Origin of the sequence: Bacillus sp. TH19, from assembly GCF_016651075.1 — a bacterium.
Taxonomy (GTDB): domain Bacteria; phylum Bacillota; class Bacilli; order Bacillales; family Bacillaceae_G; genus Bacillus_A; species Bacillus_A mycoides.
In genome coordinates, this window is record NZ_JAEKEO010000010.1 from 1,690,183 (window position 1) to 1,710,298 (window position 20,116).

Annotated in this window: 24 protein-coding genes and 3 pseudogenes; 20 read left to right on the plus strand and 7 right to left on the minus strand. The window is 34.7% G+C overall.

The annotated features are described in order from the left end of the window. Positions 1-126 precede the first annotated feature (126 nt). Together JFU54_RS26310 and JFU54_RS26315 are read left to right on the plus strand one after the other, a co-directional pair. Positions 127-1,335 carry a macrolide family glycosyltransferase gene (locus JFU54_RS26310; protein ID WP_002141425.1) on the plus strand — a complete coding sequence of 403 codons (1,209 nt, stop codon included), beginning with the start codon at positions 127-129 and terminating at the stop codon, positions 1,333-1,335. Positions 1,336-1,504: 169 nt separating this feature from the next. Beyond that, the gene (locus JFU54_RS26315; protein WP_002031506.1) at positions 1,505-2,362 is read left to right on the plus strand and encodes a YitT family protein; all 858 of its coding nucleotides are present in this window, start codon (positions 1,505-1,507) and stop codon (positions 2,360-2,362) included. A 44-nt stretch (positions 2,363-2,406) separates the two neighbouring features. Here JFU54_RS26315 and pdxR read toward each other — a convergent pair whose 3' ends face one another. Next, positions 2,407-3,807, minus strand: coding sequence for a MocR-like pyridoxine biosynthesis transcription factor PdxR (gene pdxR, locus JFU54_RS26320; protein ID WP_002031505.1), 1,401 nt, complete (start codon positions 3,805-3,807; stop codon positions 2,407-2,409). A gap of 131 nt (positions 3,808-3,938) precedes the next feature. On the opposite strand from pdxR, the pseudogene JFU54_RS26325 reads away from it, so the two are divergent. The 7 genes and pseudogenes from JFU54_RS26325 to JFU54_RS26355 all read left to right on the plus strand — a co-directional run bounded on the left by JFU54_RS26325 (position 3,939) and on the right by JFU54_RS26355 (position 8,297). Further along, positions 3,939-4,360, plus strand: a pseudogene (locus JFU54_RS26325) (GNAT family N-acetyltransferase). Positions 4,361-4,510: 150 nt separating this feature from the next. Beyond that, the gene (locus JFU54_RS26330) at positions 4,511-5,638 is read left to right on the plus strand and encodes a metallophosphoesterase (RefSeq protein WP_002031503.1); all 1,128 of its coding nucleotides are present in this window, start codon (positions 4,511-4,513) and stop codon (positions 5,636-5,638) included. Between the two features lie 232 nt (positions 5,639-5,870). Then, on the plus strand, positions 5,871-6,437 hold the full coding sequence (locus JFU54_RS26335; protein WP_002031502.1) for a GNAT family N-acetyltransferase: 567 nt from the start codon (positions 5,871-5,873) through the stop codon (positions 6,435-6,437). A 6-nt stretch (positions 6,438-6,443) separates the two neighbouring features. After that, entirely contained in the window at positions 6,444-7,004 is a 561-nt protein-coding gene (locus JFU54_RS26340; RefSeq protein ID WP_002031500.1) for a 2'-5' RNA ligase family protein, read from the plus strand. Continuing rightward, positions 7,001-7,486, plus strand: coding sequence for a GNAT family N-acetyltransferase (locus tag JFU54_RS26345; RefSeq protein ID WP_201067021.1), 486 nt, complete (start codon positions 7,001-7,003; stop codon positions 7,484-7,486). Before JFU54_RS26340 ends, JFU54_RS26345 begins: the two co-directional genes overlap by 4 nt. A 12-nt stretch (positions 7,487-7,498) precedes the next feature. Beyond that, positions 7,499-7,855: a cupin gene (locus JFU54_RS26350; protein ID WP_201067022.1), complete on the plus strand. Its 357-nt coding sequence runs from the start codon at positions 7,499-7,501 to the stop codon at positions 7,853-7,855. Positions 7,856-7,868: 13 nt separating this feature from the next. After that, on the plus strand, positions 7,869-8,297 hold the full coding sequence (locus tag JFU54_RS26355; protein WP_002031496.1) for a GNAT family N-acetyltransferase: 429 nt from the start codon (positions 7,869-7,871) through the stop codon (positions 8,295-8,297). Between the two features lie 64 nt (positions 8,298-8,361). On the opposite strand, the gene JFU54_RS26360 is transcribed toward JFU54_RS26355, so the two are convergent. Then, positions 8,362-9,147, minus strand: a complete 786-nt coding sequence (locus tag JFU54_RS26360; protein ID WP_201067024.1) for a GNAT family N-acetyltransferase — start codon at positions 9,145-9,147, stop codon at positions 8,362-8,364. A gap of 132 nt (positions 9,148-9,279) precedes the next feature. On the opposite strand from JFU54_RS26360, the gene ytfJ reads away from it, so the two are divergent. The 4 genes from ytfJ to JFU54_RS26380 all read left to right on the plus strand — a co-directional run bounded on the left by ytfJ (position 9,280) and on the right by JFU54_RS26380 (position 11,296). Continuing rightward, positions 9,280-9,705, plus strand: a complete 426-nt coding sequence (gene ytfJ, locus JFU54_RS26365) for a GerW family sporulation protein (RefSeq protein ID WP_002127061.1) — start codon at positions 9,280-9,282, stop codon at positions 9,703-9,705. A gap of 160 nt (positions 9,706-9,865) precedes the next feature. Beyond that, a complete protein-coding gene (locus JFU54_RS26370) occupies positions 9,866-10,642 on the plus strand; it encodes a hypothetical protein (protein WP_002085994.1) in 777 nt (258 codons plus the stop codon). A 51-nt stretch (positions 10,643-10,693) separates the two neighbouring features. Continuing rightward, a complete protein-coding gene (locus JFU54_RS26375; RefSeq protein ID WP_002118741.1) occupies positions 10,694-11,014 on the plus strand; it encodes a hypothetical protein in 321 nt (106 codons plus the stop codon). A gap of 69 nt (positions 11,015-11,083) precedes the next feature. Then, positions 11,084-11,296 (plus strand): hypothetical protein, encoded by a 213-nt coding sequence (locus JFU54_RS26380; RefSeq protein WP_002012518.1) that lies wholly within the window; start codon positions 11,084-11,086, stop codon positions 11,294-11,296. Positions 11,297-11,326: 30 nt separating this feature from the next. Here JFU54_RS26380 and JFU54_RS26385 read toward each other — a convergent pair whose 3' ends face one another. After that, positions 11,327-11,665 (minus strand): hypothetical protein, encoded by a 339-nt coding sequence (locus JFU54_RS26385; protein ID WP_001253195.1) that lies wholly within the window; start codon positions 11,663-11,665, stop codon positions 11,327-11,329. Between the two features lie 358 nt (positions 11,666-12,023). Between JFU54_RS26385 and JFU54_RS26390 the strand changes: the two genes are divergently transcribed. The 5 genes and pseudogenes from JFU54_RS26390 to JFU54_RS26410 form a co-directional block, all read left to right on the plus strand. Then, positions 12,024-12,704 carry a class I SAM-dependent methyltransferase gene (locus JFU54_RS26390; RefSeq protein ID WP_201067026.1) on the plus strand — a complete coding sequence of 227 codons (681 nt, stop codon included), beginning with the start codon at positions 12,024-12,026 and terminating at the stop codon, positions 12,702-12,704. 93 nt (positions 12,705-12,797) lie between these two features. After that, positions 12,798-14,486 carry a formate--tetrahydrofolate ligase gene (locus JFU54_RS26395; protein ID WP_002031556.1) on the plus strand — a complete coding sequence of 563 codons (1,689 nt, stop codon included), beginning with the start codon at positions 12,798-12,800 and terminating at the stop codon, positions 14,484-14,486. A 90-nt stretch (positions 14,487-14,576) separates the two neighbouring features. Beyond that, positions 14,577-15,104 (plus strand): hypothetical protein, encoded by a 528-nt coding sequence (locus JFU54_RS26400; RefSeq protein ID WP_201067028.1) that lies wholly within the window; start codon positions 14,577-14,579, stop codon positions 15,102-15,104. Positions 15,105-15,123: 19 nt separating this feature from the next. Next, on the plus strand, positions 15,124-16,293 hold the full coding sequence (locus JFU54_RS26405) for a DEAD/DEAH box helicase (RefSeq protein WP_002012513.1): 1,170 nt from the start codon (positions 15,124-15,126) through the stop codon (positions 16,291-16,293). 8 nt (positions 16,294-16,301) lie between these two features. Beyond that, positions 16,302-16,388, plus strand: a pseudogene (locus JFU54_RS26410) (VOC family protein); the annotation flags it as partial. Positions 16,389-16,432: 44 nt separating this feature from the next. Here the strand turns inward: JFU54_RS26410 and JFU54_RS26415 are convergent. Together JFU54_RS26415 and JFU54_RS26420 are read right to left on the minus strand one after the other, a co-directional pair. Next, a complete protein-coding gene (locus tag JFU54_RS26415) occupies positions 16,433-17,071 on the minus strand; it encodes a hydrolase (protein WP_201067030.1) in 639 nt (212 codons plus the stop codon). A 29-nt stretch (positions 17,072-17,100) separates the two neighbouring features. Beyond that, a complete protein-coding gene (locus JFU54_RS26420; protein ID WP_151304613.1) occupies positions 17,101-18,087 on the minus strand; it encodes a quinone oxidoreductase family protein in 987 nt (328 codons plus the stop codon). A gap of 206 nt (positions 18,088-18,293) precedes the next feature. On the opposite strand from JFU54_RS26420, the gene JFU54_RS26425 reads away from it, so the two are divergent. Together JFU54_RS26425 and JFU54_RS26430 are read left to right on the plus strand one after the other, a co-directional pair. Further along, positions 18,294-18,872, plus strand: coding sequence for a sigma-70 family RNA polymerase sigma factor (locus tag JFU54_RS26425; protein WP_002165914.1), 579 nt, complete (start codon positions 18,294-18,296; stop codon positions 18,870-18,872). Further along, positions 18,869-19,558: a DUF3600 domain-containing protein gene (locus tag JFU54_RS26430; RefSeq protein ID WP_201067032.1), complete on the plus strand. Its 690-nt coding sequence runs from the start codon at positions 18,869-18,871 to the stop codon at positions 19,556-19,558. Before JFU54_RS26425 ends, JFU54_RS26430 begins: the two co-directional genes overlap by 4 nt. A gap of 12 nt (positions 19,559-19,570) precedes the next feature. On the opposite strand, the gene JFU54_RS26435 is transcribed toward JFU54_RS26430, so the two are convergent. After that, positions 19,571-19,813, minus strand: a complete 243-nt coding sequence (locus JFU54_RS26435; protein WP_131246654.1) for a hypothetical protein — start codon at positions 19,811-19,813, stop codon at positions 19,571-19,573. Between the two features lie 141 nt (positions 19,814-19,954). Continuing rightward, a pseudogene (locus JFU54_RS30275) lies at positions 19,955-20,066 on the minus strand (ABC transporter); the annotation flags it as partial. Between the last annotated feature and the right edge of the window lie 50 nt (positions 20,067-20,116).

Genomic DNA, 20,116 nt, shown 5'->3' on the forward strand with positions numbered 1-20,116 from the left:
GTTATGAAAAATATTTCTCAATAATAAAATGAAGAGAAAAATATGAAGAAGTAGAATAGATTACTTAATAGTTTTAAATTAATTAATATGATTAACTATTAATTATATTAGATAGGAGAGAATATTATGGCAAATGTACTCGTAATAAATTTCCCTGGAGAAGGTCATATAAATCCGACTTTAGCTATTGTAAGTGAGTTAATTCGGCGAGGGGAAACAGTTGTTTCGTATTGTATTGAAGATTATAGAAAGAAGATTGAAGCAACAGGTGCAGAATTCCGAGTGTTTGAGAATTTCCTCTCTCAAATTAATATTATGGAACGAGTAAATGAAGGTGGGAGTCCTTTGACGATGCTATCTCATATGATTGAAGCATCAGAGCGTATTGTTACTCAAATTGTAGAAGAAACAAAAGGGGAAAAGTACGATTACTTGATATACGATAATCATTTTCCAGTAGGACGTATTATAGCGAATGTTTTAAAATTACCTAGCGTTTCTTCTTGTACAACGTTTGCTTTTAATCAGTACATTACTTTTAATGATGAACAAGAATCGAGACAAGTAGATGAAACTAATCCATTATATCAATCTTGTTTAGCGGGAATGGAAAAATGGAATAGGCAGTATGGAATGAAATGTATTAATATGTATGATATTATGAATCATCCTGGTGATATTACTATTGTATATACTTCAAAGGAATATCAGCCGCGTTCAGATGTATTCGATGAATCGTATAAGTTTGTCGGTCCATCAATTGCTACTCGAAAAGAAGTAGATAGCTTTCCTATGGAAGATTTAAAAGATAAACAATTGATTTTCATTTCTATGGGAACAGTTTTTAATGAACAACCTGAGTTATATGAAAAATGTTTTGAAGCGTTTAAAGATGTAGAAGCGACAGTCGTATTAGTTGTTGGTAAGAAGATAAATATAAGTCAATTTGAAAACATTCCGAATAACTTTAAGTTGTATAATTATGTGCCGCAATTAGAAGTATTACAGTACGCTGATGTATTCGTGACACACGGTGGTATGAATAGTTCGAGTGAAGCACTATATTACGGTGTCCCGTTAGTTGTAATTCCGGTAACAGGAGATCAGCCTTTAGTTGCGAAAAGAGTGAGTGAAGTAGGAGCTGGAATAAGGCTTAATCGTAAAGAATTAACTTCTGAATTGTTACGTGAGACTGTAAAGAAAGTAATGTATGATGTAACGTTTAAGGAAAATAGTCGTAAAGTTGGAGAGTCACTTCGAAATGCTGGTGGGTATAATAGAGCAGTTGATGAAATATTTAAAATGAAAGTGAATTCATACTTAAAACTTAAATAAATGTTTGGAGCACACTTACTGAAATACGTAAGTGTGTTTTTATAAATAAATTACATAAAAAATCACTATAAAGGTGAAACTTTTGTGTATATAAACTGATATCTTTGAATTAGTAGTAAAATTACGTTAAAATAATACTAAGAAAATATATAAGTTTTGGGGGTAATGAATGAAAAAATTATTCGAATACGTATTATTAACAATTGGATCCATTATTGTAGCGGGCTCACTAGAGCTTATTTTAGCACCTAATGGATTAGTAGATGGCGGGGTAACGGCCATTGCTATTATGGCAAATAAAGTTGCAGGATTACCGCTTTACGGAGTGTTTTTAGGACTTAATATTCCTATTTTGTTATTTACTGCAAAAGTAATGGGTAAGAAGTTCTTTATCCGTACGTCTTATGCAAATGTTGTTACAACACTTGGATTGATTTATTTAAAGCCATTTCCAGCAATTACAACTTCGGAATTATTAATTGTACTTTATGGAGGAGTTCTATTTGGAGTTGGTGTTGGGATCGTTGTAAAAATGGGTGGGGCAATTGATGGATCAGAAATGTTAGCTGTTTGGATGAACAAACACTTTAAAGTACCAATTAGCACATTTTTACTTGCTGTTAATGCAGTTATTTTCATTTTTGTTGCCATTTTATTTTCAATTGAACAAGCGATGTTCTCATTAGCTATTTTCTATATTGTTACGAAAATGATTGATTTCATATTAGATGGTATTAATCAAGGAAAGAGCGTTATGATTATTTCTGGAAAAAATAAAGAAATAGGCGATTTGCTTATGAAAGAATTGCAATTATCCGTTACGTATCTACATGGAGAAGGTGGTTTTTTAGGAGAGCACAAGAAAATCATTTATTGTATTACAAACCGTTTCATTTATCCAAAAATGAAAGATCTCGTTCTCTCTGTAGATCCAACCGCTATAATTGAAGCTTCTTATTCAACAGAAACAACTGGTGTTAAGCGTCCAGGAAGGACTGCTCGATCAGGAGACGTATCAGAAAAATAGTGTGTAAAATAACTCCACATAAGTATAACTTATGTGGAGTTATTTTACTTAGGGAACCAGGCTTCCTTTAGTAATTTGACTACAATTTCGATACTATCTTCGGGAATGCTGCCGAAACCGAGTAGTACATATGACGCCTCGCTTAAATTATGTACAGAATCATATGTAGAGAGTGGGTATAATTTGATTTGTTGGTTTGCAGCAGTATGAATCAGTTCTTGTTCGTTCATACCATTATGAACATGAAGTACGATATGAAGCCCTGATTGTTCACCGAGTATATGAACGTTATTGCCCATTTCATTTGTAATAGATTTAACTAAAGAAATATGTTTTCTTTTATATAACGTACGACTTCGATTAATATGGCGTTCCCAATCCCCATTTTGAATAAAGGTTGCAAAGGCAAGTTGCTGCAGGGTAGAAACAGTTTGTTTAAACATGCCCCCAAGCGCTTTATAGATTTTTAAAAGATGAGGTGGTAAAACGATATACCCCATTCGCAAAGAAGGTAAAAAGGATTTCGAGAAAGTTCCCATATAAATAACGCGTTCATTTGAATCTAGTCCTTGTAAAGAGGGAATAGGTTTTCCTACATAACGAAATTCCCCGTCATAATCATCTTCAATAATATATCCTTCGCAATCATTGGCCCATCTTAATAATTCGAGCCTTCTAGATAATGGCATAATCATTCCAAGAGGAAATTGGTGAGATGGAGTGACGTATGCTACATTAGCACTTGATTCACGTAAAGCTGAAATATGAAGCCCTTTATCATCTAGAGGTATAGGGTGAACAGGAAGAGCAGAGCTTTGAATCATAGCAGTTATACGGTGAAATCCAGGGTTTTCGATTCCGTATTCTTTTTTTGAACCAAGCAGTTGAAGTAGTAGCCAAAGAAGAGGCTGCGTACCGGCTCCAATAATAATTTGATCAGGTGAAGAATGTACCCCGCGAGCATGATATAAATATTTTGAAATATGTTCTCGTAGAATGAACTCACCTTGAGGATCTTCTTTAGCAAATAATTCATTTTCATACTGGAATAAAGTTTCTTGTAATGCTCTTTTCCAGTTTGTAATTGGAAAAGCTTTTTGATCAATAAGGCCTTGGCTACAATCATAGTCATATTGTTCATTTTTAGTATTGTTAGCGCTGTTTGACGCAACGAGTTGTTTATTTTGAATGACATCAATATCAACTTCCACAACAAAAATCCCGCGCTTCGGTTTACTTTCTACATAACCTTCAGCTAGTAATTGTTGATAAGCAGATTCAACAGTAATACGGCTAACATTAAGTTGTATCGCTAAATTTCTGTGAGAAGGAAGGCGTGTACCGGCAGGCAGTGATCCCTGAGAAATTTCTCGTTTCATATATTCGTAAATTTGTAAGTAAATTGGTGTTTTACTTTCTAATTGTAATGGGATAGTAAGATCCATTTTAAGAATTCTCCTTTAAAAACTGGCCATATAAAAAATAATCGAACTGTCACTTAAGTTAAGGGCAGTTACTTTTTATAATGATGATACAACATTTAGAAAATTTAATAAATAGAAAGAGGAGAATCATAATGAATATTAGAGAAGTAGTAACAGAAGCTGATTTACATGATGTATTCCCTGTATTACAGCAATTACGAACAAAAATTTCAAGAGAAGAAGCAAGTTATTTATTTCAAAAAATGAAAAAAGAAAATTATAAACTACTCTCGTTACAGAATGAAGATGACGAAGTTGTTAGTCTAGCTGGTGTAGCGATTTGTACGAATTTTTATAATGAGAAACATGTTTTCGTATATGATCTTGTAACTGCAGAAGCTCACAGATCAAAAGGATATGGTAAGGTTCTGCTGTCATATGTAGAAAAATGGGGGAAGAAAAAGGGTGCAGTTCTATCGTTCTTACATCAGCGTTTCCAAGAGTTGATGCACATCGTTTTTATGAAAGAGAAGGCTATGATAAGGTAAGCTATTCTTTTTATAAAGAATTATAATAGTAAGGGGGTTCTATGTGTGAGAACATATGGAACCCCTTTTAATTTAGAATTGAAGAATGAGGAGGGTTAATTACTTATTTTGTCGAATAGTCTCTTTATAATTGAGACGATAATATGGAATTAAAAGAAGGTTAGGGGAGTTTATACTTGAAAAAAATTCAGAAACTATTAATCCCAAAAGGTGTAAGAGTTATCGTAATATCTGATATTCATGGCGAATTAAATCTTTTAAAGGAATTATTACATAAAGTTAATTTTAAAGATGATGATTATTTAATTATAAATGGTGACCTTTGTGAGAAGGGGAACGATAGCATTGGCGTCGTAAACTATGTGATGGATTTAGTAGTTAGCAAGCCAAATGTTTATGTAGTTGAAGGGAATTGTGAAGTTGTAGTTGAAGCGCTTGTAAATGAAAATCCTGCGCTAATAAATTATTTATGTACGCGAAAAAATACAATTTTTAATGAATGGCTAGGGAAATTGAACATTACAGTTAATGAAGAAAGTGATATTCGTGAAGTGAAAAACATATTGATGAGCTATTTTTCAAAAGAAATAAAGTGGCTAACAGAATTGCCGACAGCGATTGAAACAGAAGATTATATCTTTGTACATGCTGGTCTTGAAGATAGAGAGAATTGGAGACAAACAGACAGGAAAAATGCAATTGCAATGCCGGAGTTTTTTTATAAGTCACATAGAGCGGATAAGTACGTAATTGTTGGACATTGGCCTGTTGTGAACTATTCCGAGGAGGCGCCGTCTAACAATCCAGTTATTGATAAGGAGAAAAAAATTATTGCGATTGATGGTGGTAATGCGATTAAAGAAGCAGGGCAATTAAATGCATTTATTATTCAGAGGACAACTTCAGGTGATACGTTTTCTTATACATATGTAGATCATTTTCCGCAGTATGAAGTATTGGCCGATTTTAATGCGAATTCAGTAATGCAGGGCGGGGTTACATATCCGCATTATTATATAGAGCCTGTGGAGAGAATGAAAGGTTTTACCGTATGTAAACAACTAGGAACAAATGAATTACTTCATGTGAAAAACGAGTATATAAAGCAACTTGAATCAGGTGAGTATACAGTGAAAACGGATATTTCTTGTGCACAATTAAGCGTTAGAAACGGGGATGTTGTTTCTCTCATTGATGGTAGTTGTGCCGGATATGATTTAATTAAAAAAGATGGTGTAGAAGGCTGGATAGAGAAAGGAATTCTACTTGAGGTAGAAAAGAAGGGGAATACAATATTTAGCTAAAATGGGAGGGATATAACCTCCTATTTTTTATTAACTATGTTACGAGTTCGTACTTCATCTAATTTTTTCCGAAGTTCCGTTTCTAAATTAAACTCGAAAAAATAGGCTAATTTACATAAATAATTCGTATTTTATAACAAAATTATACAAAATAATAAATGATATTTGTTTTGATTTTTCTGAAAAAATATTATAATTGTATATGAAATAAAGAGGAATGTAGGAGGGAATTATGCAAAACGTTATATTAAAGGGGAACAAAGTTACAATTCGTACAATTGAAGAATCAGATATAAAAACATTATGGAGCTTCATATATAAAGAAGAAAATCCAGAGTGGAAAAAATGGGATGCACCGTATTTTCCGTTCTCAATGCAAGAATATTCGTCCTATAAAGAGAAGATGCAAACTCGTTTACAAGAAGAACCGCTATCAAATTTAATAATAGAAAATAACGGTCAAATTATAGGGACAGTCGGATTTTATTGGGAACATAAACCGACGCGTTGGTTAGAAATGGGAATCGTAATTTATGACCCAGCATACTGGAATGGTGGATATGGTACAGAAGCATTAAAACTATATAGAGATTTGCTATTTGAAAATATGGAGATTGGTAGAGTAGGACTTACGACTTGGTCTGGTAATGAACGCATGATGAAAGTAGCGGAGAAAATAGGAATGCGATTAGAAGGTAGAATGCGAAAATGCCGTTATTATAACGGGACATACTATGACTCTATTCGAATGGGAATGATTCGTGAAGAGTGGGAAGCGCTATGTGTAACGAAGGGGTGAGGAAGCATGTACGCAATTATTGCTACATTGGATAGTGTGTTTACTAATAAAATTAAAGAATTGCAAAATGAATTAACAAATATAATTGGAATAAATCAACTAGCTGGAGTAGAACCACATATTACATTGGCTGATTATAATGAGTTAGATGTTAATTTATATACGAAGAAATTAGAGGAGTTTGTAGTTTTTCAAGAGAACATCTCCGCTGTAACTTTTCCTTCAGTTGGAACTTTTCCTACTAACGGAACGATCTTTCTAGCACCAACCATTACTGATGAATTATTAAGACTTCATCATTCTTATCATGATTATTTCAAAACTTTTCATGATAATCCACAGTCCTATTACGTTCCAGGAAAATGGATTCCGCATTGCACGATTGCTAATGGGTTAAATTCAAATCAATTTTTAAGTGTAATGGAATATATATATGAAAAATTTAATGTTACACTAGCTTCGATTGAGAAGTTAAAATTAATTAAGGTAAATTATGAAGATGGTTTTGCCATTTCTTCTAGTATATTAGCAGAATATAATTTAAAGAGAATGGAGACATCGAGATGACATATGTAATTAGAGAAATGAAGCAAGAAGATATTCATGCTGTACAAAACGTAGCAAAAATAGCTTGGCATGATACTTACGAAGGAATTATTCCGAGAGAGATTCAAAATAGTTTTTTAGATGAAGCCTATTCTGATGAAAAAATGAAATATCGTCTTAAAAATACACATTTATTCGTTGCAGAAGAAGAGGGAGAAGTAATTGGATTTGCGAATTTTTCACCCGTTAGACTGCAAAATGAAGCAGAATTAGGTGCGATTTATTTGTTACCAGATCAGCAAGGAAAAGGGATAGGAAGTGCTTTGTTAAAAAGAGGGATTAACGGACTTAAAGGGATTCGGAAACTGTACATACATGTAGAAGCAGCAAATGAAAAAGGAAAGCGCTTTTATGAAGCGAAAGGTTTTGCAGCTTTAGAGCAATTTGAAGAAGATTTTGAAGGGCATTTGATGCAGACAATAAGGATGGTTTTATACATATAGGGAGGAGCAGGAATGAAAATATTTGACTTTAGCGAAAAAATGGGAAAGCACATATCAGTATTTCAATCTAATTTCATAATGTCGAAAATATTAAACCATCAAGGGAATATACATATCGGCGCTATGCATTTACAAGAGAATGGAATCATCGGATATCAAGAAGCAGTTGTATCTCAACTGCTTCTTATTGTGGACGGAGAAGGATATGCGTGTGGAGCAAATAAAGAAAAAGTGAAGGTGGAAGCTGGACAAGCTGTATTTTGGACGAAGGGCGAATTCCATGAAACAAGTACGGAAAAAGGATTGATGGCAATTGTAATTGAGTCAGACGGTCTTGAAAATGGTATTTCAATGATGATTAGAGGGTAGGAGGGAGAAAGGAATGATTACAAAAGCGAATGAGAAAGAAACGGAAAAAATATTACATTATGCAGCTCAATCACTTTTCGAAGGAACGAGAGGGAATTGTCAGTTAAGTAAAGAAAAAGCGATTGAAATTACAAAGCCGATAATAGAAAAAGGGGCATATTATTTAGTCATTAAAGAAGAAAATAAAGTAATGGGATGGATATTAATAGGGGAAAATACAGACTATTTTTCTCGTGAAAAACTTGGATTTATATATGAGCTGTATGTGTTTTCAGAATATCGCGGGAGAGGATTATCGCGAGAATTGATGGAGGCTGGCATTAAGGAATTGAAGGAGAAGTATTCCGAAATTCGTTTGAACGTATTTGCTGGAAATTTTGCAAAAGAGATGTACGAAGAATTTGGGTTCATTGAAAGACAAGTAATTATGACTTTGAAGTGAGAAAATATTTCAAGCTGGAATAGCAAAATATAAAATAAAAGAAGCCGATGAATAAATCGGCTTTTTAACGATACATCGTCCACATTCCAATATCTTTAAACCCTAAACTTTTATAAATTCGTCCAGCAGCTGGATTGTTATAAAATAAGCAAAGCGTTCGGCCTTCTTTCGTAAAGTCTTGAATCATTTTTTGTAATATGAGTGAAGCATATCCATTTCCGCGGTAATTCGGGTGTGTACATACACCAACTACCATAGCGGATAATGAATTTTCAGCGGAAGTTGAGGAGGATGCGATGATTGCGCCGTCTTTTTCAATATAATATGTACGTCCTGTATTTGTTTCGATAGCTTGCCTTAACATTTTTTCTGATTCATTAGCAGCCGGGAATTCAGCGATGTCACTTCGTAATTTCATAATTCGTTCTATATCATCGAGTGAGGCAAGTTTAATTGTTTCATGAATTGGTGTGCTAGGTAAGTTGCTGTCATTTAGACATTCGCAAAAATACATTTCATTTTTGGCGCCTAGTTGTACACTTGGAGCAGTTTCAAATCTTTCTACAATAGTTGACTTGCCAGAGAGTTTAAGCGGCTTATATGCGGAAAGAAGTGCCTCATAGTCAGCGACTATAAACTCTCCTTTACTATACGGTATAAATGTTTCATGGAAGCGTAGCAAAATTGATTTTAATGTTCCGTTCTCTTTGAATGCGCCCCATAATTCTTGAAAATCTGTGTCATAACCGAAAGCTTCAATATCACCAATAATAAATAAATTCATTGCTGCTTCTTCTTTTAGAAAAGAAAGTACTTGTTCATGATCATTTTGAGTTAATTTTTTGAGCACAGTAAATCGACCTCTTTTTTATTTTTTCTAAATATTACAACTTTTTATTTTTGAAATCAATATAAAATTTTATGTTTAGTTCACAAAGTTTCGGAAAAACTAGGAAAGATATGACAAAGGAGGTTATGAACGGTGGATCATCCAATTCAAGGATTAATGAAAGCAGCAATGGAAAATTTAAAAGAAATGGTCGATGTAAATACGATTGTTGGAGAGCCTGTTCAAACGGCTGACGGTGGTGTAGTGTTAACGGTTTCTAAAGTAGCGTTCGGTTTTGGAGCAGGAGGTTCTGATTTCCAAACGAATGATGGACAAAGAGCGAACGGTAACCCTGCATTTGGTGGCGGTAGCGCGGGTGGTGTTTCTATTACACCAGTAGCATTTCTAGTCGTGAATAAAGACGGGGTAAATATTCTTCATTTACAAAATGCGACACATTTAGCAGAAAAAATAATTGAATTAGCTCCACAAACAATTGATAAAATTCAATCGATGTTCCAAACAGATGAAAAGAAAGAGGGAAATCATCACCCTCAAAACCCAGATGAAATCCTTTAAAAACGCCTGCTCATAAGCAGGCGTTTTTTCTTGTAATCAGTATGTAATAAAACACATGAAATTGTAAATAGTTTTTGAAGTTTTTTCTATGTTTCTAAAATTTTTCATGTTAAAATATGCTATAGAATTGAAACATATAAAACGAAGGTGGCTAGGTGCTTTGTCTGGAGGATCTGACCAAGTAAACAATATGATATATATTAATGGTAATCGTCGGGGTCATTGTTTTATTACATCTGGAATTACGTTTAAAGAGTTTGCAAGTAACATCCCTTCACCGCTTCATCAAGTATTGCTTTTAAAGCATAATTTTGAGTGGACAGATTTTCATTATCATACTTTATTTGAATATGTTGAGGAAGAAAACATACATAAACTCATTCAAGCAGAGATTGATGAATTTGATGAATTTTGTTGGGTAGATTTCGATGATGCAAGCGATTTAGATGAGTTAGAGCCAAAAGAAATTGCAGAATTATTATATTTGGCTCACAAAAAAGAACCACTTGGAAGAACGTTCTTCCCATTGTTGAAGAATAGATTCGTTTATTTTTCACATGATGACGGTTGGTACAACAAAGTGTATTACCGTAGAATCGGTGATTTTGTAGGAATGCTGAGTAAAGTGATTCCATATAAACTCGGTTCGTTTGGAAAGAAACGTTTTACTTTCTTCCAAAAATCAAAAATTTTCCCAGCAATTTCAAAGGAAGTTATCCTTGGGCTTATGCCGTTAATGGAAGATGGATTATACATTGATTTAGCGGGGAAAATTGAGTCGAGAAGAGGTCTTGAAATTCCGGTATATGTAGTAGGATCATTCGAAAGTACGGATGAGGTACTAGATAATATCGATGAATTGAAAGCGGAAGCAACAGAAACGGGTTGGCTCATTTTTGATAAGAAAGAACAAGAGTGGCAATGGGTTGTAGACTAAGAAAACTTGGCGCATGAAGTCAAGTTTTCTTGTCTTTTGAAAGGAGAACAAATGAAGAAATATTATACAATTGTGGGTATTGTAAGTATTATTCTCGTGGCAATATTACTTATAACTTGTCCGAAAGAATCAGATTTTAAATTGTATTTAGAGGATAAATATGCATTGAAATGTGACGAGAGTAGCTTTGAATGCACGCAAAATGTAGATGAAAAAAAAGAGAAATTACAGTTTGAAAGTATTGATGCACGAAATGGTGTTTTCTTTATGACTGTAAAGCAAACGTATAAAACAGAAGCTGGTGTTACGAAAGAATATAGCGGAGTAGGTATATTCGGTACATTTCTTTTTGTTTCAGAGAAGACTTTCTAGTAATAGAAGGTCTTTTTTTTATGCTTATGTTCATATAGATGAAGTAAGACAAGCATAGGAGGGGTATTGATGAAGAAGGGATGTATCGTTTGTGGTGGTGAGGAGTTTTTTTCTTCAACATTATATGCACGTACGAAACAAGATTGGGCATATGCGCCAAACATGTACCGATTTGAAAAGGTGTTTATTGAGCATAGAGATGAAGAAAATTATCCAGTTTTTCAAGAAATTACAGCGAAGCATTGTTGTGGATGCGGTCATATCATGTTGTATCATGAATGAACACACCAAGTATAACTTGGTGTGTTTTTTTTAAAACGCTGACAAAGCAAGCGGATAGAGTAAAGTAAATAAAACAGAAAAACTACCAAAACCAATTGCGGTATATCCAAGTGTTCTCGCTCCAAAATTGACAGCTAATAAGCCAACTAAAATAGCAAGGGAGCCGAGTGTAACAGGATAAAAAGCAATGGAGAATAACGAAAGAAATAATGCGACATAGCCGATCATTGCACCGGTATTTGTACCTTCTATTTCATTTGCAATTTCTTTGCGCTCATGTCTAATCGGAATACCAGCCGGAGATATTTCAGCTGCATACTCTTCGTTTTTTTCACCACTTTTAAAATGATGATTTCTCTTTCTTCGCATGTACATCCCTCTCTTTCAATTGGGTGTATCTATAGTATCTTTCATAAGGAGCAGAACATGAGTATGAGTTAAACCCAAGTAAAGCAAAAATTGGAGAAAATAGATTCCGTTGTTATCCTGTTTATCCCGCTATTTGCCGTGCAGTAAGACCCCCGCCTCAAAATTCGGCTGGAGCAAAGAAGTTAGATGGGAGTCGGGCTGCCAGTGAAAGCCCGATTGCTCAAATAATAATCAGTGGGGGACGAACAAACACTCCCACTGATTAAAGTTTCACTTTATCTCCTTATGAAGATAAACAGGGATTTTGGAACATGATGTAGAATGAAATGAATGATAATACGTGAAGGTAGGGGAATGTATGGCGAAGTTTAATTGGCATGAATCGGCAGAGAAAAAATGGGATAACAATGCAGAGTTTTGGAATCAAAATAGTCAAGAAATGTGGGATAGCGGGAGTAGGAGTACAATCATTCCATTTTTTGAGCAGTACGTGGAAAAGGAAGTACAAGTGTTAGATGTTGGCTGTGGTGATGGGTATGGTACATATAAATTAAGTCTTACTGGCTACAAAGCGGTTGGGGTGGACTTATCGGAAGTTATGATTCAAAAGGGTAAGGAGCGCGGAGAAGACCCAAACTTATCTTTTATAAAAGGTGATCTTTCTTCATTACCATTTGAAAATGAGAAATTTGAAGCAATTATGGCAATTAATTCTTTAGAATGGACCGAGGAGCCGTTGCGAGCATTAAATGAAATAAAGCGTGTTTTAAAGAAAGATGGATACGCATGTATTGCAATTTTAGGACCGACAGCAAAACCGAGAGAGAACAGTTATCCGCGCTTATATGGCAAAGACGTTGTTTGCAATACGATGATGCCTTGGGAATTTGAACAGTTAGCAAAAGAACAAGGATTTGAAGTTGTAGATGGTACCGGCGTATATAAGCGCGGAGTAAATGAGAAGATGTTAGGTCAGCTACCTACAGAGTTACAACAAGCGTTAACATTTTTATGGGTATTTATGTTAAAAAACATATAACAAAATTGAAGGGTTTTAGGAGGTAAATAAGTGCAGAAAATACAAAAAACTGATACAATATCATCAGAATCAATTAAAGGGGGACTAGGGTATATGACAACTACTACAACAGTTAAATCTGATATTGAAATCGCACAAGAAGCAAGTATGAAGAAGATTCAAGAAATTGCAGCTAATTTAAATATTTTAGAAGAAGAACTAGAGCCATACGGACATTATAAAGGCAAGTTATCTCTTGATATTTTTAAGCGTTTACAAGATGAGAAAGACGGTAAAGTTGTTTTAGTAACAGCGATTAACCCAACTCCAGCAGGAGAAGGTAAATCAACAGTAACAGTTGGTTTAGGTCAAGCTTTTAATAAAATTGGTAAGAAAACAGTAATTGCACTTCGCGAACCATCTCTTGGACCAACAATGGGATTAAAAGGCGGAGCAGCAGGTGGTGGTTATTCTCAAGTAGTACCAATGGAAGATATTAACCTTCACTTTACTGGAGATATTCATGCGATTACAACTGCCAATAACGCATTAGCGGCGTTCATTGATAATCATATCCAACAAGGAAACACACTTGGAATTGATACGCGTAAAATCGTTTGGAAACGCTGTGTTGACTTAAATGATCGTGCCCTTCGTAATGTAGTAATTGGCCTTGGTGGACCGGTTCAAGGTGTACCACGTGAAGATGGTTTTGATATTACAGTAGCATCTGAAATTATGGCCGTATTCTGCCTTGCAACAGATATTCAAGATTTAAAATCACGTCTATCTCGCATTGTTGTCGCTTATAATTTTTCAAATCAACCTGTAACAGTTAAAGATTTAGGAGTAGAAGGAGCGTTAACACTTCTATTAAAAGATGCATTAAAACCGAACTTAGTACAAACATTAGAAAATACACCAGCTATCATTCATGGCGGACCATTTGCGAATATCGCTCACGGTTGTAACAGTGTTATCGCTACGACAATGGCAGCAAAATTAGGTGATTATGTTATTACAGAAGCTGGATTCGGTGCAGATTTAGGTGCCGAGAAGTTTTTAGATATTAAAGCACGTGCAGCTGGTATTAAACCAGAAGCGGTAGTTATTGTTGCGACTATTCGTGCGCTTAAAATGCACGGTGGTGTTGCGAGAGATCAATTAAAAGAAGAAAATGTAGATGCGTTAGCAAAAGGTATGGAGAACTTACAGAAGCATGTTGAAACAATTCAAAGCTTCGGTGTTCCTTTCGTAATTGCCATTAACAAATTCATTACTGATACAGATGCAGAAGTTGCATACTTACAAGAATGGTGCAATGAGCGTGGCTATGCAGTATCCTTAACAGAAGTTTGGGAGAAAGGTGGCCAAGGCGGAGTTGACCTTGCTGAGAAAGTGTTAAAAGAAATTGAAAAAGGTGAAAACAACTACGCACCACTTTATGAATTAGAATTACCATTAGAAGAAAAAATTCGTACAATTGCTCAAAAAGTGTACGGCGCAAAAGATATTGAATTTGCTCCGAAAGCACGTAAGCAATTAGCTCAATATGAGGGAGAAGGTTGGAGTAACCTACCGATTTGTATGGCGAAAACACAATACTCTCTTTCAGATGATGCAACAAAATTAGGTCGCCCATCTGACTTTATCGTTACAATTCGTGAATTAAAACCATCTATCGGTGCAGGGTTTATCGTTGCGTTAACAGGAACAATGTTAACAATGCCAGGCCTTCCAAAACAGCCAGCTGCGCTGCAAATGGATGTAAATGAAGATGGAAAAGCAGTAGGTTTATTCTAAAAGGTTGTAATTCATCTCGTTTATCTGTAAACTATATATACATCAAGTGGCGCCTTTCCATCGAAAGGCGCCTGTTTTTTGGAGGAAATTATGTTTGATCCAACTGCTTTTGAAAATTTAAAGGTAATTGTGGAAGGAGCTGTCTATGATTTCGATTTACACGGTGATATTCTCGTAACGGATCGAAAAGATGTGATGGACCTTGCTTCATTAAGTCGTATGTATAGTATTTCATTTCAACTAACAGAAACATTTAAAACGATGGTAGAGGCGACATTTTCACTATCTGTTGATGCAAAGAATTTATCAGGTGAAATATTAGAAGTACCTCAGTTTATACCAGGTTGTGAAATGAAGCTGGAATTCTCGTTCGAAATGGAGCAACCAGAGATAGGATGCGAAGAAATTGAAACTTTATTGCATTCTATATGGGGAAAAGAGCGAATGATTACGCAAAAAATTTCATACGAATATAATAAGCAAGCGATTTCATATCATAATAAGGTAGAGGTTCTATTTCAAAAAACGATTACAGAAGACCATGTTGATGATTTAATAGCTGTTATTTCACACATGATAGAAACGGTGCGAACAATACAACATTTTCTTCAAAAATAGAGATAAAGGAGAAAAACAAATGATAAAAGATATGCAACCATTTTTACAACAAGCTTGGGAAAAGGCTGGTTTTAAAGAATTTACTGAAATTCAAAAACAAGCGATTCCAACTATTTTAGAAGGACAAGACGTTATTGCTGAATCTCCAACTGGAACAGGAAAAACATTAGCGTACTTATTACCACTTTTACATAAAATTAATCCTGAAGTTAAACAACCTCAAGTTGTAATTTTAGCGCCAACTCGTGAACTTGTTATGCAAATTCATGAAGAGGTTCAAAAGTTTACAGCAGGAACGGATATTTCAGGTGCGTCTTTAATTGGTGGTGCGGATATTAAGCGCCAAGTTGAAAAATTAAAGAAACATCCGAGAGTTATTGTCGGTTCACCAGGACGTATTTTAGAGTTGATTCGCATGAAAAAATTAAAGATGCATGAAGTGAAAACGATTGTATTTGATGAGTTTGATCAAATTGTAAAACAAAAGATGATGGGTGCTGTACTTGATGTAATTAAATCAACGATGCGCGATCGTCAATTAGTATTCTGCTCGGCGACAATAACAAAAGCTGCAGAAGATGCGGCACGTGATTTGACAGTTGAACCACAATTAGTACGTGTAACACGTTCAGAGGCACAGAGCCTAGTTGAACATACGTATATCGTTTGTGAGCGTCGTGAAAAAAATGATTATATTAGAAGAGTTATGCATATGGGAAATGTAAAAGCAGTTGCCTTCTTAAATGATCCATTCCGTTTAGATGAAATTACTCAAAAACTGAAGTTCCGTAAAATGAAAGCAGCAGCACTTCATGCAGAGGCAAGCAAACAAGAGCGTGAAGTAACGATGCGCGCGTTCCGTAGCGGGAAATTAGAAATATTACTTGCTACTGATATTGCAGCACGTGGATTAGATATCGATGATTTAACACACGTAATCCACTTAGAGTTACCAGACACAGTAGACCAATATATTCACCGCTCAGGACGTACTGGACGTATGGGCAAAGAAGGAACAGTTGTGTCTCTTGTAACAGAACAAGAAGAGCGTAAATTACTTCAATTTGCGAAAAAATTAGGTATCGTGTTTACGAAACAAGAAATGTTCAAAGGAACATTTGTAGAATCGAAACCACCAGCACCAAAGAAAAAGAAACCAGCTTTTACTGGTAAGAAAAAGCCTAGATAAATAATTGGGAAGACGTAACTATGCCTTCTGGTAAAGTGTTTAACTTTGCTGATAGTAAAGGGAATTACTTTGCAGTAATGGGAAAAAATAAATAATTATATAGTTATGTGAAAATCCCCCTCGTAAATAATGAGGGGGATTAAATATTTGAAGTCAATTTTTTATTAACGAGTTGTTCTATAAAAAATGTTCCTTTTTCAATTGCAGTCTCAATATAACCAACGATTTGATCAAATGAAAACACTTGTAAGTTTTCGTGTAAGTGTTGCTCAGGATATAGCATATCTTCAAAAATATATTGCCGAAAAGCTAAAACATTCTTTCTAGAAATCTCCTCTATATTCACAATGTTAGCCTCTTGATTAAGTAGGGCGAAGAGCTGCTGTTCTTTATCGTAATGATGCAACAATTGTGCGTTCAATAATTTAAAATCGTTATAGTACATAGGTGCGATAGTTTCGTCGTTTTCTATTCTGTTTTTAAGCCAAGGTAGAAAAAAGCCGCTTAGCCAATTATCATCGGCAATGAGGTGGGTATAATAACCTAAAATATAAGGGGAATCCAGATGATCTTCGTATTTATGAATAAATGTATCATAATCTATTCTTCTCGTATAGTTCTTCGTTGTACCAGCGTAAAAATGTGAAGTTCCTTTTTCTTTTTTTGAATGAACAGCATCAGGAGCTACACCACCAAGTAAGAAAGAAGTTTTATCTTGAATAGAAAGTTTCTCAGCAATACCGCTCGCGATAATGATATGCATAATTCGTGATCCCATGAATAACACCTCTATTTCATGTATTCATTTTAGGGAGCTGTCTGAACGTGTAGTATTACTTTCCCTGTACTTTGTCTACTTTCGACCCATTCATGTGCTTTCCCTGCATCTTGAAGGGGAAAAGATTTCGTAGCCTTAATTTGTAAACTTCCATCGCGTAAATAACGGAAAACTTCATTCGCAGTTTCTTGAAGCAATTCAGGACGTTTTTTCCGTGTAGTGCCAAAGCTGAAACCGAGTATAGAACGGCAACTTGCGTGTAAATCTTTCGTTTGAAAACTACCAACTTCTCCGCTAGCATTGCCGAAATGGACGAGGCGACCGTAATAAGCAAGGCAGTTTAAACTTCTTTCAGAAACAGTTCCAGAAATAGAATCTAAAATAATATTAACGCCTTCTCCGTTTGTAAGTTGATTTACCCTCTCTACAAAATCTTTATCTTGATGACAAATAACATAATCGGCTCCTGCACCAAAAGCGATTTTTCTTTTCGCTTCACTTCCAACAGTACCGATAACTTTTTTAGCCCCTAATAGTTTTGCAAGTTGAATCGCTGTAGTACCAATTCCACCAGCAGCTGCATGGATTAGAACTGTTTCATCTTTTTGTAGTCTTGCAACATTTGCAAGTAAATTGTAGCTTGTAAAAGATACGATAGGGCAGGCAGCTGCAGCTTGAAAATCGACTTCATCAGGTAAAACGAAAGTAAGATTTTCGTTTGCGACAACGTATTCTGCGTAAGATCCGTTTTGAGGGAAAGCGATGACACGTTGTCCAGAATGAATATTTTTCACTTGAGAACCTACGTGTTCTACAATACCAGCTACATCTATACCTGGAATAAAAGGTAATGCTTTGTTTCCTTTTTTGCCATAGCGTGATTTAATATCGGCGAAATTAACACTAGTAGCAACAACACGAATTAAAACTTGATTGTCTGAAATAGCCGGCATCTCCACATCTGTATATTTCATCACTTCAGGACCACCGAACGAAGTTACAACGATAGCTTTCATATACATCCTCCTAAATTTGAATATATATATTATTTTAAATCTTTATTAGAAATTGGAAAATTATATAATTGTTATGCAGGGTTATAAGTGAAGCTTATGAAGTCATTGCATCATTATATTAATTTATTTGAAAAAACTTTGAAAGAAATCGAACGAAATATCGTTTTCTTGCCAATATATAGTGTAGGACAAAGGAGGGATGGTACATGAAGGGTGAAACAGTGTATTCAGATTTAATCCAATTAACTTTATCAGGCAATAAAGAAGCATATAGCGAATTGTATGATAAAACGATTCAAGAAATATATAAGACAGCACATTTTTTAATAGAAGACAAAGCAGATGTAGATGATGTCGTTCAAGAAATATACATACAGCTATATGAATCGCTTCGTAAATATGATAGCGAGAAGCCATTTAGACCTTGGCTAATTGGACTTGCGATTAAACAAATTCATTCTTATAGAAGAAAGAGGTGGATGCGACTACGAATTGTAAAAAAAGCAGAAGAGCAAAGAAAACCAGTACAAATTGATTTTTCTAGCGATGTTGTAAGTAAAATATCAAATCAAAAATTAATCGAACTCATTCATAAGTTACCGTATAAATTGAAACAAGTTATTATCTTAAGATACTTACACGATTACTCTCAAGAAGAAGTAGCACAAATATTACATATTCCAATCGGTACAGTGAAGTCTAGAATTCATGCGGCATTAAAGAAACTACGTCAAAAAGAGCAAGTAGAAGAAATCTTTTTAGGAGAGGTAGGGAATGTGAAATGAGCTTAGATTGTAGAATTAGAGAATCTATACAAGAAGAAGCGAAGGGGATTATTGCCCCGCCGGAGTTAAAAGAAAAAGTAATTGTTCAAATAAAAATGAAGAGCGGGGGAAGTAAAAGGAAGAAGCGCCTTATCGCAGGAGTGCTTGCAGCCGCATTTTTAATCCCAACGACTGGTTTTGCTTACCAATCTATTATGGCGGATGGTATATACGGATCTTTTGAGAACTTAAAAAAACATGCCGGAGCTATAACATTAGAAGGATACATGCGTTTTAATGCAAAGTTATCACAAGCGAAAGACGAAATGGGTGCGAAGGAATATGAAGAGTTTACAAAAGAACTAAAGAAATTAACAAATGCAAAGCTTGAGTACGGGGATTCGAACGGTAATATTGATTATGATCAATTATCACCAGCTAAAAAAGAGGAAATGAAAAAGGTAGAAATGGAACTTCAGCCGTATTTTGATAAATTAAATGGCCATAAATCTAGTAAAGAAGTATTAACTTCAGAAGAGTATGAACGATATATGGAAGCGTTAATGTCATATCAAACTGTATTAGTAAAAGCGAAATCGAGTGGTGGGATAACAGTAGAAGAAGTACCTGAAGCGTATAAAGAAAGATTTATTAAAGCAGAACAGTTTATGGAGTATGTAGATGAAAAGGTGAGCTTTTCTTATTGAAACGTAAATATATTAACCACCTATTCCTTTTGCTAGCAATAAGAAATATACAAATATTATTATGACTCCATTTAATGTCGTACCAACTATTTTAAATAGCCAATTCTTTGATGCGATCGCAAAAATAATACCGAGTAATGAAAGAATACTTAGAAGCACAATAATTAATGTTAAATTTGCATTAGGTCCTCTTAAAATAAAGAAAGAACATATACTTGTGATAAACGTTAGAAACGAGAAAGTCCCTAATTTCATAATAAGTCTCCCTTGTTTGAAATATATTTTGATTTAGTGCGCGACTTTCTTTAGTTTAACATAAATTTCCTATTACCAATTAAATATATGAACAATAAAAAACGAGTATAAAATCTATGCGATTTCATACTCGTTTTGTTATTACTTAAATTTCCTTACCACATGTATAGCAACTCTTACAAGGAGTATTGCACTTTATAAATAAACCACCATAACCAACGACACTTAAAAATTGAAAATTAGGTTCTTTTGCATACAAGTTAGGGGCAGAATTATCTTGATTTGCTTAATAAAGTGAAAGTG